The organism is Paenibacillus pedocola (assembly GCF_031599675.1).
Classification (GTDB): Bacteria; Bacillota; Bacilli; order Paenibacillales; family Paenibacillaceae; genus Paenibacillus_AQ; species Paenibacillus_AQ pedocola.
Map to the genome: position 1 here is coordinate 3,209,829 of NZ_CP134223.1, position 16,956 is coordinate 3,226,784.

Here is a 16,956-nt window from a genome sequence, read left to right on the forward strand (position 1 = left end):
CGAGGATTCAGGTTCTTTTCTAACTAAACAATATAAGATATATGTTGATACAAACTAATAGGCCGGAAACAATAGAATAGTATCGGGCAATTATGCATTCCAATACAAGATTTGGACACCCTATCTGTAAACTTTAATGAGGTGTATTCAATGATTATGATAAGAATCATTATAGCTGTCTTTCTTACTTTGACATTGAGCTTGTCATCCCTTATGCAATCAAACACCGAAGCTAGTTATCGCATTCCTCAGGCAGACTCAAAAGAGCTGAAATTGCAGGATATGCTTATGAATTTTTTAACTCCATATATCAATGATGCTATTTGGGGTTATTATCAATCTTTATTGCTGGAACCACCGCTAGTATATCCGTATTTCGTTGAAGTAGTCGATTCCAAGAGGATGAATGGGTTTCGTGGTTTCATGTTATCCATAACGCTCGATGTGACGCCTGTTGTCGGACCACATATTTCAGTCGGTGAAGACAGGTTAACGTTTGAAATCTCAGCAGGACCTGAAGTAAAACTGATTAACTATGTTCACTTAAAGAGTTATAAACTCCCTCCTAATTGGCAGCACATTATAAAGAATCCTCTGAAATAACTAGACTATCGTAAAAGATATTGAATTTAAGCAATTGGATATTATAGCTTTCTTGCTTTGACTACGAAAGTTACTGGCAGCATTTTTGCTTTTTTTGCAAAATCACTGTTATCGTCCCGCGAATGCATAATGTCATCATCTGATTCCTCAATTAATTGCTCAAGGACAAATCCCGCTTTTGCGAGCGCGTTCAAATAGGTCGATAGTTTACGGTCCGATAAGGTTAACGTACCTTCATCAAGGGATGCCGTATACCAGGATTCATCGAAATAGGATTTTTTAAAAGCAAGCATGTTATTCTCTGCAACAACACATTTGTGAATAGGATGAGACCAGCTGAAAATAAAGACGCCGTCCTTTTTCAGGTAAGAAGCAATCCGGCTAAAAGTACCCTCAAGGTCGGTGGTCCAGCCGATGGCATAAACCGAATAAACGAAGTCAAAATAATTCTCCGGAATCTCACATTCATCTTCCATGGGAGAACAGATCAATTGGGCTGAAAGACCGGAGGACGTCAAAAGTTGTGATGTCTTTTCGATTTGTTTTGCTGATATATCGGTACCCCATAGTTCAGATGCTTTGCGTTCCCCCAGATAAAGCAAGGACTGCCCGCTTCCACAGCCTATTTCCAGCACCTTTTTTCCTGAGACATCGCCAAAAAGCTGGCACTTCTCTTCGGAAACATATGCTCCATACAAAGGAAGCGCGGTTGCTCCTAGGATTTCATTACCTTTTGTATCCCAAAAGATGCTATTTGTTTTATGTATAGAATGTTTGTCCATCTCGACTGTGACAGCGCTACCAACTGCGCCAGCACCTATAACATTTGTTCGATACACCGATTCCTTGACCATACCGATACCATCTCCCATTAGAATAATATGAGCTTAAGCGAAGATCCCAACAATACGAACGCCCGCTCTGCTGCTGCCAAGATAATGTACCATTTATCCGCGAACATATCTACCTAAAATATTCCATATTGCATCTGAGTTAAGATTCTGAAAGAAATGGGTTAGGTAGATAAAATTCAATTAACGGACTGGGAAGTCCCGATATATGGTAAAATTGTACCGAGAATAAGTTCGTAAGCCACTGAGACCAGAAGAATACAAGCATGCTGAATAGATACCCACCCTGTTCTCCAGTCGCTGAAAGTGTAAATAAAGAAAAGGAGAGTGGCGAAAGATGAACAATGAAGAAAGGTTTTCGGACCGGGTTGATTCCTATTTGAAGTACCGCCCGAGCTATCCGAAAGAGGCTGTTGATTATTTGTACGACTTCATAGGTTTGCGATCGAATAGTAGAATAGCTGACATCGGTTCAGGTACAGGGATCTTTGCAAAGCTGCTTCTGGAACGCGGAAGCTATGTGACCGGGGTTGAGCCGAATGAGGCCATGCGGGTAGCCGCCGAGCAAATGCTCGCAGACAAGCCGAACTTTCAGTCTAGTTCAAGGTCAGCAGAATCCACAGGATTACCGGATCAGTCAGTTGATTTTATTGTCAGCGCACAGGCGTTTCACTGGTTTGATCGCTTAGCAGCACAAACCGAGTTTCGCAGAATTCTAAAACCTGGTGGTAGAGTAATACTACTCTGGAATTCCCGGCTTACAAACGGTACCCCGTTTCGTGATGAGTACGATCAACTGCTACATACATACGGAACTGACTACAAGAAGGTTAATCATAAAAATATTTCTCCTGATATACTTCATTCTTTTTTCAAGGAAGGTACGATGCATGAAGTTCGATTCAGAATGAGTCAGGAGTTCGATTTCGAGGGCTTAAAAGGCCGGCTGCTATCCTCTTCCTACAGTCCTGTCCCCGGGCACCCGAATTACGATCCGATGATGAAGGAGCTGGAAAATCTTTTTGACCGGAATAATCAGGATGGTATTGTTCCATTCGATTATGAAACTGAGATTTATTGGGGAGAAGTATAATTATTCCATTACGCGTTATTCTTACCTTTTTGATCCTGGAGGGATTGATGAGCGTACCTATTATTTCAAAGAGCGGGAACAAATCTTCGATCGGCTTAAGGTCTTCTTCACTGCTCCACCGGATTGGAGCTTGATGAAAAAACCGTCGTTAAGCATGAACCAATTTCACTTCATGACTCCTGATCAATAGAGACGTTCCAGAAGGAAATATTCGAAAAGACCTTGACTTAGAGTGGACTGTAAGACGTACACTTCTACTAAGGGGATTCAGAAAGTAAAAAGTTGATGAAAGCGATAACATGGCGACAAAATTGAATGAACAATTTAAAACTCCGGGAGGCAATCATATGAATTACCGCAAGCTTGGAAATACCGGTTTATCTGTCAGTGAAGTCAGCTTTGGCACTTGGGCCATTGGCGGTGACTGGGGGACAAGCCGGGACGAGGACGGACTAAAAGGGCTGTCACTCGCTATTGAACAAGGCGTGAATTTTTTCGACACTGCAGATGTTTACGGTTCAGGACATGCTGAGGAGCTGCTAGCCAAGGCCACCAAAGGTAAAGAAGATCAAATACATATTGCCACGAAGTTTTGCCGTGCCGGCGATATTCATGATCCCGAAACTTATTCGGCACGGAGGGTTAGCGAGTATGCTGAACAAAGCCTGCGCCGTCTGCAGCGTGAAGCGATTGATCTGTATCAGATCCATTGTCCGCCGATTGAGATTTTGCGGGATGGAAGTGTATTTGCTGTGCTGGATCAATTAAAGACTGAAGGTAAAATCCGCCACTACGGCGTCAGTGTTGAAACGATAGAAGAGGGGCTGCTATGTCTGGAGTACCCGGGTGTAGAATCACTCCAGGTTATTTTTAACCTGTTCCGCCAACAGCCTGCGCTTGAACTGCTGCCGCGGGCAGAAGCTCAGGGAACCGGGATTCTGGTTCGTCTGCCGCTTGCCAGCGGGCTGCTTACCGGGAAGTTTGGGAAGAACAGCACCTTCCAGCCGAATGATCACCGCAGCTTCAATGCAAATGGTGAGCATTTCAATGTCGGGGAGACTTTTGCCGGTCTGCCGTTCCTCAAGGGCGTGGAGCTGGCCTCCCAATTGGAGTGGATCAGTGAAGGGCGGGGCAATATGGCAAGAGCGTCGATGCGCTGGATTCTTGATCATTCTGCTGTCAGCTGCATCATACCAGGCTTTAAGAATGAAGCTCAGGTTACTGATAATCTGGCGGCGGGGGAAGTGCCATCCTTCACAGCTGAAGAAATGCAGCGGCTCAGCCAGTTTTACAGCAGTGATGTAGCTCCACACATCCGAGGGGGTGTATAGGCGCAAGTTATGACAAGAAATACAACCATTGGTCTGCTTGCTCATGTCGATGCGGGAAAAACAACCTTTGCAGAGCAATTGCTCTACCATACAGAGGCGATCCGCAGCCGGGGGCGGGTGGACCATAAAGATACTTTTTTAGATACGCATGATATTGAAAAAGCGCGCGGAATCACGGTATTTGCTGATCAGGCTGAATTTAGCATAGGAAATTCGCGTTACTTTTTACTGGACACGCCGGGTCATGTCGATTTCTCGCCGGAGATGGAGCGCGCACTGCAAATTCTGGACTATGCCGTGGTCATTGTAAGCGCCGTTGAGGGAGTAGAAGGCCACACAGAAACGGTATGGCAGCTGCTTCGGCGGCATGACATACCGACTTTCTTTTTTATCAACAAAACTGACCGTACGGGTGCCGATCCGCAGCGGGTACTAGCCGAAATCCGCCAGCAGCTAAGCAGAGATGCAGTTATGCTACCTGACCTGGAAGCTGCCGGAGCAGGAGAAGAACTACAGGCATTTATGGCTGAACGTGATGAACAGCTGTTCGAGGCTTATCTCGACGGAATCCTAAGCGATTCTGGATGGCGGGAAGCGCTCATTACAATGGTGCGGCACGGCAAGATCTTCCCGTGTATGGCGGGCTCTGCACTGCTAGATATAGGTATTGATAGCTTTCTCAAGAATCTCGAAGTATTAACAAATACCGGATATGATCACTGTCTGCCTTTTGCAGGGCGCGTCTATAAGATCCGCCATGATGAAAAAGGTACGCGGATCACCTATATTAAAGCGCTGCAAGGCGTGCTTAAAGTAAGAGAGGAACTGGCTTACGGGCCAGCCGGAGAACGGATCACAGAGCGGATTACCGGAATTCGCAGGATTGCCGGGGCGAAGACCGCTGCCGCTGATTGGGGGGCTGCCGGTGAGCTGTTTGCAGTTACGGGGCTGACAGCCGCTATGCCGGGCGAAGGTGTGGGTGCGTTGCAGGATCACCTGGGCAGTGAGCTGATTCCGACTTTGAAAGCGAAAGTGAATTTTGCGCCGCCGGTCCACCTTAAGGAGGTTCTTCTTGCCTTCCAGCAGCTGGGTGCGGAAGACCCGTCACTCAATGTCAGCTGGGACGAAGCACTGCAGGAGCTGCATATTCATGTGATGGGACAAATCCAGCTGGAGATTCTGGACCAGATCCTGCGTGAACGGTTCCGTATACCGGTGACCTTCGGCGATCCGGAAATTCTGTATATGGAGACGATCAACAATACGGTTTACGGCTGCGGCCATTTTGAGCCACTCGGTCACTATGCAGAGGTGATTCTTAAGCTTGAACCCGGTGAACGCGGCAGCGGAATCTCTGTGTATAATGAGTGTCATCCTGATGATCTGTCTGTCGGCTACCAGCATCAGATTGTACAGTACCTCCAGGACAACGGCCATCATGGCCTGCTTACCGGATCACCGCTGACCGATCTTCGCATTACCCTGCTAAACGGAAGAGCCCATAATAAGCATACTTCCGGCGGGGATTTCCGGGAAGCAGCATTCCGCGCATTACGCCAAGGGCTAGAGCAGGCGGAGAATATTCTTCTGGAGCCGGTGTATGACCTCAAGATCAGGATAAATACCGATCATGTGGGCAAAGTAATGGCAGATATCCAGCAGGCAAGCGGGAGTTTTGCGGCACCTGAAATAACAGAGCAGACTGCTGTTATTACCGGTATAGTACCGGTTGCGACATTTATGAACTATTCGGTCAGACTAGCCTCAATGACACAGGGCAAAGGTTCCTTGTCACTGAGGGTTGCCGGGTATCAGAGCTGCCATCAGGCAGAGCATGTTATAGAGTACAAACAATATGATAAAAATGCCGATCCGGCGTATAGCTCAATTTCGATTTTTTGCGCCAAAGGGCAAGCCTATTCGGTTCCCTGGGATGAAGCAGAGCGGCATATGCATGTGAAGCTGCAGCGGTAATTCCTGCAGCATGGAATGCAATCAGGACATATGTCCTTTCCTTAGCGCCGGATATTGCTTTACTCTTAATTAGAGCAAAGCCAAGATTCTGAGGGGGATTTCCATGACTGCAATAATAGATAAGATCGCTTGGATTCACATTGTGGAGGGTAAAGTATTAGGTGCACGTTCGCACGGTAAGGATACGTATTATTTTCCCGGCGGTAAGCGTGAAGCGGGCGAAACCGACAACGAGACTTTAATCCGCGAAATTGAAGAGGAATTAACGGTCCGCATTCAGCCGGATACGATTCAGATGTTCGGCCAATTTTCCGCAGCAGCACACGGTAAAGAGGCAGGGATACAGGTCCAAATGACCTGTCTGACTGCGGATTATAGCGGGACATTAGCTCCGGCAGCGGAAATCGCTGAACTGGCATGGCTCAGTTATAAAGACAGGGAGCATGTTTCTGCTGTCAGCCAGCTTATTTTTGACCGTTTACATGAAATGCAGCTACTCCTCTAATTTGATCGAATTCTATATGGCCCGTTTCAGCCTGTTAAGGCTTGAAGCGGGCTTTCTTTTACTTATGAGGCAGATCAGTAAATTACAATTTAGGACATATGTCCTTCACGGATCACGCAGGATGTCATTTAATTAAAGCAGAAAACACATAGAGGAGAGAGAAGCATATGAAAGGAATTATTTTTGCCTTCATTGCAGGAGCGTGTATTACACTGCAAGGGGTCGCGAACACGCGAATCAGCCAGGATATCGGCACTTGGCAGGCGACGACAATAACACAGTTTACCGGTTTTATTATGTCGCTGATGATTTTGCTCTTTGTGCGGGATGGTAAAAAAAATGGCTTAAAAAAAGTTAAACCCTTATATCTGACCGGAGGCGGACTGGCCGCATTTATTATTTTCAGCGAAGTTACCGCCATTCAAAACATCGGAGTCACCTTGAGTATATCTGCGCTGCTGATTGCCCAGCTGTTTCTTACCTTTCTAGTCGACATTAACGGATGGTTCGGTGTGGCCAAGCAAAAAATGCGGCTGCCGCAGTTCCTCGGCATCGGGATGATGATTGCCGGTGTCATTATTCTTAAATTCTGAGACGCAGCGGGAGGTGAAGCTCTGCGATGAAAGAAATTCATGACCGCCAGCAGATAGATTCCTATCTAAAGGATCATCAGCTGGAAGCGATTTTTGCCGGGCCGTTAAGTGAGCATTTATCGCTCTACAGTTTTGATCAGGGCGAGTGTATCTGTTCCAAAGGAGACCCATCAGGAACGCTCTATATATTGGTTAAGGGCAAGATGAAAATTTATACGACAACAGCCGAGGGCAGAACCTTGATTATCTGTTTTAAGACACCGCTTGAGGTGATTGGGGATGTTGAATATATTCAGGAGACTGAGATGCTCAACACCGTTGAAGCTGTATCTCCGGTGCAAACACTCGGAATTTCATACGTCATGCTGAAGAAATATGGGAAGGATAACCCCGCGCTGCTGCAGTTTTTACTGGAGATTATCACGCAGAAGTTCTACCGTAAATCGGATTTTCTGAGCCTCAATCTGATGCATCCGGTAGAGGTGCGGCTGGCCAGTTACTTGCTGTCGATCAGCTTTGATGAATCAGATCCTTCATTTACCGGTCAGCTTAAGACAATCAATCTGGTGGATACAGCCGACTTCGTAGGCACCAGCTATAGACATTTGAACCGTGTTCTGCAGAAATTTTGCCGGGATGGACTAACCGAACGCAGCAAAGGGGTCATTCTAGTAAAAGACCGGAAAGGGCTCAGCGACATGGCCCGCCGTAATATTTATGAATAATAAATCTGTGAAATAAGGAGTTTTGCTAAATGATACTTGGACTACTATTGGCTTTAATTGCGGGATCGCTGGTAAGCCTTCAGAATATTTTTAACAGTAAAGTTAATGAACATACGGGATCATGGACCACTACCACACTAGTCCTGGGCATGGGCTTCATCGCTTCCCTGATAATGGGACTGATTACGCAAGGAACTGGCATGTTCACACTACAGCACATGCAGGGCTGGTATTGGTTCAGCGGAGTTATCGGTGTAGGAGTAGTAATCTGCCTCGTGCAGGCTACCAAGCTGCTGGGAGCTACTTATGCAATTTCAATTGTACTGACATCCCAGCTGGGTTTCGCGCTGTTATGGGATTCACTAGGGTGGCTGGGTCTGACCAAGGTTCCGTTCTCTCTCAATCAGCTGCTGGGTGTTCTGGTCATCGTTGGCGGCATTCTGGTATTCAAATTAGGCGGAGGACGTGAGGCTGAGCCTGAGGATAAAGTAAACCCCGGCCAGCGGCGGCAGGCCCTGCATTTGGATTAATGAATCTTAACCTAAAAAAGCCAGAGCCTCCTGAATCTCAGGAAGCTCTGGCTTATATTTTTGTGTCATACAGCTCAGCCGGCTACACTTGTCCCAAGGAAGCTGCTTTGCTGCCGTGAAGCAGGCTTTTCCATTTCGCATATACCGCCCAGGCCTCGCCGTTGTCGAGCAGATGCTTGCAGGTGTACACGCCTTCTTCAATCGAATTCACCTTACCGGCGAGATGGAGTCTGGCTCCGCCATTTAGCAGGGTCTGGTTGTAAAAGGCCATGTGCCCGCCGCCCTGGAGAACCTCTTCCGCAGTTTGCAGCTGGCGCAGGGCCGTCCATTCCAGTTCAGGAACTTCCGTTTCCAGTCCAAGGGACTCCGGATCGATGATATCCAGCTGGGCCTGGCCGCCAGTGATGGTGTATACCCGGTTTGGACGGTCAATGTAGAGATCCTCGGAGCCTTCAACCCCCTGGACAATCAGTCCTCTTTGATACCCGAGCTTAATGATCAGTCTGGAGAGGCGGTCAAATACGGTATTATGATAAATCCCGAATACGATATAAGGGGAGCAGGAATAGTCAATCAGCTTCTCTGCGGTATTCAGGATGGTTCTCATTCCAATATCCTCTCTTAGCGGGCGAAGGGCACCGAGCGGGGGACACCAGTCTTCAGCTTTGGCGAACAGTACGCCGCTGGCGGCTGCCGCTTCAATGGCATCCGCCGGTGTCAGCCTGGAAATATCTATGCCGGATGCCTGAATCATATCCTGCAAGGTAACGCCCCATTTGGGCGGAAGTGAAGCTGTACCATGCAGGGTAACCGGCACACCTGCAGCGGATAGCACAAACGCGGTTGGAAAAGTTGCGATGAAGGAGTGCTTCCGCCCGTCATAAGGTCCTGCGCAATCAAGACCCTGCAGCACCGGTTCACGGCGGGCAAGCTTGCGGCAGACGGCTACAAAGGCTTCCAGCTCTTCAATACTCTCCAGCTTGATCCGCTCAGCGATCAAAAAGGCTCCGATCTGCACAGGAGAGGCCGTCTGCCCCAGGATCGCTTTTGCTGCAATGAGCGCTTCATCGTAGCTCAAATCACGCGCACCGCGTTTGCCTCTGGCAACTTCTTTTAGAATATTAATCATATCGGATTCTCCTTAAGTTTGATCCTGCAGCAGCTGATAGACTTTGACGATGGAAGTGGCTACATCCACCATACGTTTACGTTCGTTCATCGCCTGCTTACGCAAAAGGTCGTAGGCTTCGGATTCACTGATGTTTTTGGCTTTGGACAGGATGCCCTTGGCCATATCGATCCATTTGCGTTCCTCAATCCGCGCAAGCAGCTGTTCCTTCTCTTTCAGCCACTGATGGCGCTCGAAGCACTGTCTGGAGCTGAAATGAAGAATCCAATGGATCTCCTGGGCCAGCATCGAAGGGGAGAGAATACCATCCACCATAATATCATCTCCACAGGCAGATACAGATAAGTTTGCGGTAGATGAGGTGCACCACCATAGAACCGGGGCGATTTTGTGCCGGATAAGCTTTTCTCTCCAGAGATTAATCTCGGTAATCGGCATATTCAGAATGAAGGCGTCTATATCCCGGATCATTCCAACAGCCTGCTCCTGGTCAGTGGCTACCCCGACCACATACCCGCAGGATTTAAGAATGCCGTCCGGACTCTGTGCTGAGCGCGCCTCTATGTCGTTCTCTGTTTTGCCGTTATGAATCAAGAGCAGGGAATGCATAGCGTGACGCTCCTTTTAGATCGTAATGATCGAGGCATAATTGCTGAAGTGCACCGCCAATTGATTAGATGTTATATTATATAACACAAAATTAGCTGTTTTGTCGATGGATTTAATTATTTAAAATTTATATGTCATAATTATTGACGTTTAGCGAGGTGCTGTAGTATAGTCGATTTAACAAATTCATTATTACGGCGAGTACAACGATGTATTCGGTCGAAGCGGCAATGGCGCCTGCTCTCACAATATCGCAACGGGAAAACTATTTTTCCGGGCGGGGTGAAGCGGGCTATTTCTGTTGTCTACATGGAGAGGGGAGAGAGAGACATATGTCTACTTTACGCAAAAAACTGGTCATGGTCGGCAATGGAATGGCGGGGGTAAGAGCGATCGAGCATTTATTGAAATTAGCTCCGGAGGCTTATGAAATTACAATATTCGGTGCAGAACCGCATCCCAATTATAACCGGATTATGCTGTCCTCTGTCCTTGCAGGCGGAGCTTCTATGAACGATATCATCATCAATGATCTGGAATGGTACCACAGTAACGGTATCCGGCTTTATACAGGACATACCGTAACATCCATCGATACCCGCCAGAAGACAGTGTACACAGATAAAGGGATTGAAGCCAGTTATGATGAGCTGATCCTAGCCACCGGGTCCAATCCGTTCATGCTGCCGCTGCCCGGAGCTGAGAAGGAGGGTGTGATCGCATTCCGCGACATTAAGGACACCCAAATTATGCAGGAAACAGCGAAGACCCACCGGAAAGCGCTGGTGATCGGCGGCGGTCTGCTGGGACTGGAGGCGGCCAGAGGGCTTTTGCATCTAGGAATGGAGGTATCTGTTGTCCATATCCATGAATATATTATGGAACGCCAATTGGATGAAGCAGCATCCGTGATGCTCCGCAAGGAGCTGGAAGAGCAGGGGATGAAGTTCCTCCTGAAGAAGCAGTCAGAAGCCATCCTCGGCAAAAAAAGAGTCAAGGGCCTACTGTTTGCCGACGGAGAAATTGCAGAAGCGGACCTGATTGTAATGGCCGTGGGCATTAAGCCGAATGTAGAACTGGCCCGCAAAAGCGGGATTGAGATCAACCGCGGCATTATCGTAAATGATTATATGGAAACAAATACTCCCGGCGTGTATTCCGTAGGGGAATGTGCAGAGCACCGGGGGATCGCATACGGGCTGGTTGCTCCATTATATGAACAAGGAGCTGTTCTCGCCAAAAGACTGGCGGGAGTACAGACCGAAGGCTACGCGGGTTCCATCACTTCAACCAAGCTGAAGGTTTCCGGGGTGGATGTATTCTCAGCAGGCCAGTTTACCGAACAGCCCGGTTCCAGGGCACTCCGCTACCAGGATGAGATTGAAGGAGTCTATAAGAAGCTGGTGATTAAGGATGACAAGCTGGTAGGCGCAGTGTTGTTCGGAGACACGGGAGACGGGGCGCAGCTGTTCTCGATGATTAAGAATAATGAGAACATAAAAGGGATGGAAAAAGAGCTTCTGCTCGGCGTGTCTTCAGATGCGCTGGCTTCACCAAAAGGGAACCGCCTGGAAGCGATGGCTGATGATGAGATTATCTGCGGCTGTAACGGCGTCTCTAAAGGCGCAATAGCCGAAGCGATACAATCCGGCGGATGTACCAGTGTAGGAGCGATCAAAGCCTGCACGAAGGCTTCGGCTTCCTGCGGCGGCTGTAAGCCGCTGGTGGAAGGACTGCTTCAAATATATGCCGGTGATAATGCTGTAACGGTGAAGGAAGGCATTTGCGGCTGCACCACGCTTGGACGTGATGAGATTGTTGCCGAAATCAAACGCATGGAGCTGAAGACGGTTAAGGAAGTCATGAATGTGCTGGACTGGAGCAATGATGAAGGCTGTGCGAAATGCCGTCCATCCCTGAATTACTATCTGGGTATGCTGTGGCCGGAAGAATATATTGATGAAAAGGAATCCAGATTCACGAATGAACGGTATCATGCCAACATTCAAAAAGACGGAACCTATTCCGTAGTGCCGCGGATTTACGGCGGGGTAACCACACCGGCCGATCTGATCAAAATCGCTGAGGTTGCCGCCAAATTCGATGTTCCCATGGTGAAGTTCACCGGCGGACAGAGATTGGATCTGCTCGGCGTCAAGAAAGAGGATCTGCCGAAGATGTGGGAGGAGCTGGATATGCCTTCCGGGCACGCCTACGGTAAGACGCTCCGGACTGTTAAGACCTGTGTCGGCTCCACCTTCTGCCGGTTCGGAACCCAGGATGCGATCGGTATGGGAATCCGGCTGGAGAAAGCCTTCGAACGGCTGAACACTCCGGCCAAGGTGAAACTGGCAGTGTCCGGCTGTCCACGCAACTGTGCAGAAGCGACAATCAAGGACTTCGGTGTTGTTGCGATCGATGGAGGCTGGGAGCTGCATATCGGCGGCAACGGCGGTGTGCATGTCCGGGCCACGGATCTGCTCTGCGTAGTGAAAACAGATGACGAAGTGCTGGAATGGGCCAGTGCATTCCTTCAATATTACCGTGAGAATGCCGGATGGAATGAGCGGACCGCCCAGTGGGTTGAGCGTGTAGGTCTGGACAGCATCAAGCAGGCGCTTGATGACAGGGAAGAGCGGCTTGCCCTGAAGGAGCGGATTGAAGCAACTCTGCGATTGACAAGCGATCCATGGAAGCAAATTGTCAATGAGCCGGAGCTGCGTAAAAATTTCGAGCCGATTTCACAACCTGAGACGGTATAAGGAGGCCCTACCCATGACAATGACCAAAATGCTCGTAGGCAATGTAAATGAAATTGATATTAAAGGGTCCCGGAAGCTGCTTGTGGGGAATACTGAAATCGCCCTGTTTCGTCTAACAACAGGAGAAGTCCTGGCTGTTGAGAACAAATGCCCCCACAAAGGAGGGGCTTTGTCCGAAGGCATGGTCTGCGGATCAAGAGTGCATTGTCCGCTCCACGACTGGCGTGTTGATCTGCACAGCGGCAATGTTCTTGCCCCAGATACAGGCCATGTGACAACATATGAGGTGGAAATTGACCCTGAGAGCGGCCATATCTACCTGACACTATAGTTCCTAAGCACATTATAAGGCGGGGATAATATGGTTTATTATAGAGAAAACGTGATCATCAAGCTGGCCTCGCTGGAGAAAAGCTTATGAAACAGGGCAGCATATCTATCGTCGGAGCAGGCCCGGGCGATCCCGAGCTGATCACGGTCAAGGCCATGCGCCGCATTCAGGCGGCAGATGTTATTCTGTATGACCGCCTCGTGAATGAAGAACTGCTGGATTATGCATCAGGTGACGCGATCCGCATCTATTGCGGGAAAGCACCTGGACAGCATTCGATGCCTCAGGAATCCACAGAGCGGTTGATGATTAAGCACGCTGAAGCAGGCAGCCATGTGGTCCGTTTAAAGGGAGGGGATCCGTTCGTTTTTGGCAGAGGCGGAGAAGAAGCGCTTGCCGCCGCCGCTGCTGGAATACCGTATGAGATCATTCCCGGGATCACTTCGGCCATCGGCTCAGCCGCTTCCGCCGGTATTCCGCTGACCCACCGTGGACTGGCCGCCTCATTCGCCATCGTGACCGGCAGCCGCTGTCAGGACGCTGCTGCTCCTGTCCGCTGGGATGCATTGGCCCATAGTGTGGATACTTTGGCAATCTATATGGGCGTCAGCCGGTTAAGTGATATTTGCGGACAGCTGATGAAGCACGGCAAAGATCCGCAGACTCCTGTTGCCTTGATCGAGAACGGAACAACTTCAGGTGAGCGGACGGTCACCGGAACTCTCAGCAATATCGGTAAGCTGGCGGCAATGATGAAGATTCATAATCCGGCAATGATTATCGTCGGAGAAGTAGTTAATGTAAGAGAGCAGCTGCTAAGTCTGGAGCATGCGGCTCGTTCACAGATCGGTTGAGCCGGGAATGTCAAAAAGATAGTGAGTGCGGTCACACGGGTGAAAGGTGCAGCCGGGTTATATTTGCGGTATACTCTAGTCACAGACTGCACCGCTCCAAGGAGGTAACTATCTATGCACATTCAACTCGATACGCTGACTGCAGACCGGCTTCACAAGAGTCTTGCCGGCCAGCCGGGATCCTTCAAGCTGTTCTATGATACGGAAGACTGCGGCTGTAACGGCGTGCTGGTCATTCAGATTATTTCTGAGCCAAACGCAACAGATATCGTATTTCAGCAAGAACCGTTCACGTTTCTCTGTGACCGCCAGCAGGAATCATTGTTCGATGAGGTTATGCGGCTGGAAGCGGAAGAGAATTATCCCTCTTACAAGCTGATCAGTGATTCTACGCTGTTCGGCAGCAATATCAGGGTAAAGGACACACGTCAACAAACGGTTAATTAGAACAGTGTAACATCACTCAGCAAATCCCGTTTGCCGGAATTATCGGCAGACGGGATTTTTGTATAGTTAGGAGGTTCAATATGAATTAACCAGGAGGCTATGAAACCACTTCACCAAGAGGCCGTACTGATGGATATATAATTCACTAATGCGAGGTGTTGTAGTTGGGTATTGAGAGGCAAATTGTAAATACTTCAAAAGGAAGACTGCAATATAACATCAGTGGTAACGGAAGTCCGTCGATTGTATTGATTAACGGCGGCTCGGGACCTATTGAAGGATGGATGAGAATTCTGCCGGAACTTGTGAATTTGTCATCTGTATTTTGCTATAACCGCTTTGGTGTTGCAGGAAGTGACAAACCTCATGAACCCCAAGACGGGCTGACCATTATTGAAACCTTGCGGGAAATATTAAAGATAATTGGTCTTGAACCTCCATATTTATTGGTGGGACATTCCTTGGGCGGATTATATGCAAATTTGTATGCCCGGCGTTACCCGAATGAAATAGCAGGGGTTGTATTTCTGGAATCCAGTCATCCGAAAGACATTGAGCTGGAGGCGTATCAAGGAAAGGTAATCAAGAAGATCAATAAGATGTTGTCGGTATTCGATTCCTTATCACCATCTAAGAAATTTAACGAAGTCAATTTTGTAAAGGAAACAGTACAACAAATCCTTACTTCCAATGCGTTTCCGGACATACCGGTATATGTAATAAGCGGGGAGAAAAATAGTAAAATGATGCCGGAGATCGTCCGCACTAAACGACTGGAGCATCAAATTGAGCTACTCACTTTATCCGCAAACAGCAAACACATCCCAGCTAAAAATAGCGGACATTTCCCACAGTTCTCAGAACCCCAAATCGTTATTAACGCAATTAAGGAATGTTGGGAGCAAGTGAAAGGATCCATTTAATAAACGAACATTATGAGTGGATTTTATATTATAAAAAGTAAGTGGCCCTGATCAAACAAACAACAAACAGCAAGTCTCCGAAAAGGGACCTGCTGTTTGCTGTATTATCTAATGTTTAATAAGCAGTCCAGCCGCCATCAGCAGTAATGACCGAAGCGTTCACAAAGCTGGCTTCATCGGAAGCGAGAAACAGTGCTACCCTTGCGATTTCATCCGGCTTGCCGTTACGCGGGTTAAGCGCCAATCCGGCCTGGATGCGTCCCATACCGAATTCGTTAATATGGGTCATCGTTGAGCTGATATTCGTCTCTACTCCGCCGGGGGCAATCGCGTTGCAGCGAATTCCTTCCTTGGCGTACATAAACCCGGTGTTCTTGGTGAAACCAACAACGGCATGCTTAGTGGCAGTATAGGCAGCGCCGGCCCGGGCACCGAATAAACCGCCAGCAGAGGCGATGTTGATGATTACCCCTTTTTTCTTATCGAGGAATAGGGGGAGCACTTTGCGGGTTGCGCGCATGACAGAGGTTGTATTGATGGCAAAAATCCGCTCCCACTGGTCATCCTTAATGTCACCTGCAGGCTCAAAGTTATCCATAATACCGGCATTGTTCACCAGTATATCTACTGTTCCATACGTTGTGACAGCAGTATCGATTAGATTCTGAATATCATCCTCTACAGCCACATTAGTCTTGACCATAATCGCTTTACCGCCGCCGGCTTTGATCTCTTCCACTGTAACGTTAGCGGCCTCAGGATTAATGTCGGAAACAACGACCTTTGCGCCCTCGCTGGCATATAGAATAGCGATCGCTTTGCCCATCCCTGAAGCAGCTCCGGTAACTACAGCAACCTTGTCTTGAAGTCTCATGTTCATTCCTCCTATCATTCTAGTACATTTACCCAAGCGTCCCTGGTGAAGTTTTTCTTCAAAATTCATTCATAGTATAATTAATTTTAAATTAAATATTCAATATGCAAACTTGAACGTTACTGTCTGTTAAGCAACACTATTATTGGCAAGTGTACGGTATCAGCAAATTGTTAGGAGGTTCCCATGACAACTACATCTCCCGCGTTAGACCGAAGAATAAGCAAATCTCAAGCGGCACTGAAGGATGCCATGATCCACCTGCTGCATGAAAAAGAATTCAAAGACATTTCTGTCACGGACATCGTGCAACAGGCGAACCTGAACCGCGGCACCTTCTATAGGCATTATCAATATAAAGAGGAGCTGTTCGAAGCTATACTGGAGGATGTTACGGCGGATCTGATAAGCTCCTACCGTGAGCCTTATTTGAGTAGTGAAACCTTTGATGTCGGCAAGCTGACCTCTTCAGGGGTGAAAATTTTTGATCATGTGGCTAGATATGCTTACTTCTATACGCTAATAGCTAATACGGGTGCACTAGCAGGCTTTCAGCACCACATTTGTCATGTCCTCAAAATACTGGCGCTGCAGGATATGCTGCACACGCCAACAGTCACGGGCAAGCTCAATCATGAGCTGCAGGCCAGTTATCAGGCTTATGCTATTCTGGGGATGATCATCGAATGGATCAATAACGGGTTCAAGTACAGTTCTGCATATATGGCGGAGCAGCTGGTAGCCATCATTCATTTCAATTCGGCAGATGTCATATTTACACCGCATATCTCTGAATTTAAGTTTTGATCCTGTAATAGATAA

At 48.0% G+C, this 16,956-nt stretch carries 18 protein-coding genes; 14 read left to right on the forward strand and 4 right to left on the reverse strand.

The genetic code is table 11. The features are described 5' to 3' along the window. The first annotated feature begins 150 nt into the window (after positions 1–150). A complete protein-coding gene (locus QU597_RS13935; protein WP_310833164.1) occupies positions 151–603 on the forward strand; it encodes a DUF3888 domain-containing protein in 453 nt (150 codons plus the stop codon). A 41-nt stretch (positions 604–644) separates the two neighbouring features. Here the strand turns inward: QU597_RS13935 and QU597_RS13940 are convergent, their stop codons facing one another. Next, complete coding sequence (locus QU597_RS13940; protein ID WP_310833165.1) at positions 645–1,457, reverse strand: class I SAM-dependent methyltransferase; 813 nt, start codon at positions 1,455–1,457, stop codon at positions 645–647. A gap of 334 nt (positions 1,458–1,791) precedes the next feature. On the opposite strand from QU597_RS13940, the gene QU597_RS13945 reads away from it, so the two are divergent. The 7 genes from QU597_RS13945 to QU597_RS13975 all read left to right on the forward strand — a co-directional run bounded on the left by QU597_RS13945 (position 1,792) and on the right by QU597_RS13975 (position 8,205). Further along, positions 1,792–2,547: a class I SAM-dependent methyltransferase gene (locus QU597_RS13945; protein ID WP_310833166.1), complete on the forward strand. Its 756-nt coding sequence runs from the start codon at positions 1,792–1,794 to the stop codon at positions 2,545–2,547. Between the two features lie 347 nt (positions 2,548–2,894). Continuing rightward, positions 2,895–3,878: an aldo/keto reductase gene (locus QU597_RS13950; RefSeq protein WP_310833167.1), complete on the forward strand. Its 984-nt coding sequence runs from the start codon at positions 2,895–2,897 to the stop codon at positions 3,876–3,878. Between the two features lie 9 nt (positions 3,879–3,887). Beyond that, positions 3,888–5,852: a GTP-binding protein gene (locus QU597_RS13955; RefSeq protein WP_310833168.1), complete on the forward strand. Its 1,965-nt coding sequence runs from the start codon at positions 3,888–3,890 to the stop codon at positions 5,850–5,852. A gap of 103 nt (positions 5,853–5,955) precedes the next feature. Next, positions 5,956–6,357, forward strand: a complete 402-nt coding sequence (locus QU597_RS13960; RefSeq protein WP_310833169.1) for an NUDIX hydrolase — start codon at positions 5,956–5,958, stop codon at positions 6,355–6,357. A 167-nt stretch (positions 6,358–6,524) separates the two neighbouring features. Next, the gene (locus QU597_RS13965) at positions 6,525–6,950 is read left to right on the forward strand and encodes a DMT family transporter (RefSeq protein WP_310833170.1); all 426 of its coding nucleotides are present in this window, start codon (positions 6,525–6,527) and stop codon (positions 6,948–6,950) included. Between the two features lie 26 nt (positions 6,951–6,976). Continuing rightward, on the forward strand, positions 6,977–7,675 hold the full coding sequence (locus tag QU597_RS13970; protein ID WP_310833171.1) for a Crp/Fnr family transcriptional regulator: 699 nt from the start codon (positions 6,977–6,979) through the stop codon (positions 7,673–7,675). Between the two features lie 29 nt (positions 7,676–7,704). Continuing rightward, positions 7,705–8,205: a DMT family transporter gene (locus tag QU597_RS13975; protein ID WP_310833172.1), complete on the forward strand. Its 501-nt coding sequence runs from the start codon at positions 7,705–7,707 to the stop codon at positions 8,203–8,205. 82 nt (positions 8,206–8,287) lie between these two features. Here the strand turns inward: QU597_RS13975 and QU597_RS13980 are convergent, their stop codons facing one another. Then, positions 8,288–9,334: an anthranilate phosphoribosyltransferase gene (locus QU597_RS13980; RefSeq protein ID WP_310833174.1), complete on the reverse strand. Its 1,047-nt coding sequence runs from the start codon at positions 9,332–9,334 to the stop codon at positions 8,288–8,290. A gap of 12 nt (positions 9,335–9,346) precedes the next feature. After that, positions 9,347–9,943, reverse strand: coding sequence for an ANTAR domain-containing response regulator (locus tag QU597_RS13985; protein ID WP_054940516.1), 597 nt, complete (start codon positions 9,941–9,943; stop codon positions 9,347–9,349). 332 nt (positions 9,944–10,275) lie between these two features. Between QU597_RS13985 and nirB the strand changes: the two genes are divergently transcribed. From nirB to QU597_RS14010, 5 genes are all read left to right on the forward strand, one after another. Continuing rightward, positions 10,276–12,705, forward strand: a complete 2,430-nt coding sequence (nirB, locus tag QU597_RS13990; protein WP_310833175.1) for a nitrite reductase large subunit NirB — start codon at positions 10,276–10,278, stop codon at positions 12,703–12,705. Positions 12,706–12,724: 19 nt separating this feature from the next. After that, positions 12,725–13,036 (forward strand): nitrite reductase small subunit NirD, encoded by a 312-nt coding sequence (gene nirD / locus QU597_RS13995; RefSeq protein ID WP_310833315.1) that lies wholly within the window; start codon positions 12,725–12,727, stop codon positions 13,034–13,036. Positions 13,037–13,122: 86 nt separating this feature from the next. Further along, entirely contained in the window at positions 13,123–13,890 is a 768-nt protein-coding gene (gene cobA, locus QU597_RS14000) for a uroporphyrinogen-III C-methyltransferase (RefSeq protein ID WP_310833176.1), read from the forward strand. A 114-nt stretch (positions 13,891–14,004) separates the two neighbouring features. After that, the gene (locus QU597_RS14005; RefSeq protein ID WP_310833177.1) at positions 14,005–14,337 is read left to right on the forward strand and encodes an iron-sulfur cluster biosynthesis family protein; all 333 of its coding nucleotides are present in this window, start codon (positions 14,005–14,007) and stop codon (positions 14,335–14,337) included. 164 nt (positions 14,338–14,501) lie between these two features. Beyond that, the gene (locus QU597_RS14010; protein WP_310833178.1) at positions 14,502–15,260 is read left to right on the forward strand and encodes an alpha/beta fold hydrolase; all 759 of its coding nucleotides are present in this window, start codon (positions 14,502–14,504) and stop codon (positions 15,258–15,260) included. A gap of 115 nt (positions 15,261–15,375) precedes the next feature. Here QU597_RS14010 and QU597_RS14015 read toward each other — a convergent pair whose 3' ends face one another. Next, positions 15,376–16,134 (reverse strand): SDR family oxidoreductase, encoded by a 759-nt coding sequence (locus QU597_RS14015; protein ID WP_310833179.1) that lies wholly within the window; start codon positions 16,132–16,134, stop codon positions 15,376–15,378. A 186-nt stretch (positions 16,135–16,320) separates the two neighbouring features. Here QU597_RS14015 and QU597_RS14020 point away from each other — a divergent pair, with 186 nt between their 5' ends. Further along, the gene (locus QU597_RS14020) at positions 16,321–16,941 is read left to right on the forward strand and encodes a TetR/AcrR family transcriptional regulator (protein WP_310833180.1); all 621 of its coding nucleotides are present in this window, start codon (positions 16,321–16,323) and stop codon (positions 16,939–16,941) included. The last annotated feature ends 15 nt before the right edge of the window (positions 16,942–16,956 follow it).

Excerpts from the sequence above, each read along its gene's own strand:
- QU597_RS13935 (WP_310833164.1), top strand. The coding sequence starts at position 151 with ATGATTATGATAAGAATCATTATAGCTGTCTTTCTTACTTTGACATTG.
- QU597_RS13940 (WP_310833165.1), bottom strand. The coding sequence starts at position 1,457 with ATGGTCAAGGAATCGGTGTATCGAACAAATGTTATAGGTGCTGGCGCA.
- QU597_RS13945 (WP_310833166.1), top strand. The coding sequence starts at position 1,792 with ATGAACAATGAAGAAAGGTTTTCGGACCGGGTTGATTCCTATTTGAAG.
- QU597_RS13950 (WP_310833167.1), top strand. The coding sequence starts at position 2,895 with ATGAATTACCGCAAGCTTGGAAATACCGGTTTATCTGTCAGTGAAGTC.
- QU597_RS13955 (WP_310833168.1), top strand. The coding sequence starts at position 3,888 with ATGACAAGAAATACAACCATTGGTCTGCTTGCTCATGTCGATGCGGGA.
- QU597_RS13960 (WP_310833169.1), top strand. The coding sequence starts at position 5,956 with ATGACTGCAATAATAGATAAGATCGCTTGGATTCACATTGTGGAGGGT.
- QU597_RS13965 (WP_310833170.1), top strand. The coding sequence starts at position 6,525 with ATGAAAGGAATTATTTTTGCCTTCATTGCAGGAGCGTGTATTACACTG.
- QU597_RS13970 (WP_310833171.1), top strand. The coding sequence starts at position 6,977 with ATGAAAGAAATTCATGACCGCCAGCAGATAGATTCCTATCTAAAGGAT.
- QU597_RS13975 (WP_310833172.1), top strand. The coding sequence starts at position 7,705 with ATGATACTTGGACTACTATTGGCTTTAATTGCGGGATCGCTGGTAAGC.
- QU597_RS13980 (WP_310833174.1), bottom strand. The coding sequence starts at position 9,334 with ATGATTAATATTCTAAAAGAAGTTGCCAGAGGCAAACGCGGTGCGCGT.
- QU597_RS13985 (WP_054940516.1), bottom strand. The coding sequence starts at position 9,943 with ATGCATTCCCTGCTCTTGATTCATAACGGCAAAACAGAGAACGACATA.
- nirB (WP_310833175.1), top strand. The coding sequence starts at position 10,276 with ATGTCTACTTTACGCAAAAAACTGGTCATGGTCGGCAATGGAATGGCG.
- nirD (WP_310833315.1), top strand. The coding sequence starts at position 12,725 with ATGACCAAAATGCTCGTAGGCAATGTAAATGAAATTGATATTAAAGGG.
- cobA (WP_310833176.1), top strand. The coding sequence starts at position 13,123 with ATGAAACAGGGCAGCATATCTATCGTCGGAGCAGGCCCGGGCGATCCC.
- QU597_RS14005 (WP_310833177.1), top strand. The coding sequence starts at position 14,005 with ATGCACATTCAACTCGATACGCTGACTGCAGACCGGCTTCACAAGAGT.
- QU597_RS14015 (WP_310833179.1), bottom strand. The coding sequence starts at position 16,134 with ATGAGACTTCAAGACAAGGTTGCTGTAGTTACCGGAGCTGCTTCAGGG.
- QU597_RS14020 (WP_310833180.1), top strand. The coding sequence starts at position 16,321 with ATGACAACTACATCTCCCGCGTTAGACCGAAGAATAAGCAAATCTCAA.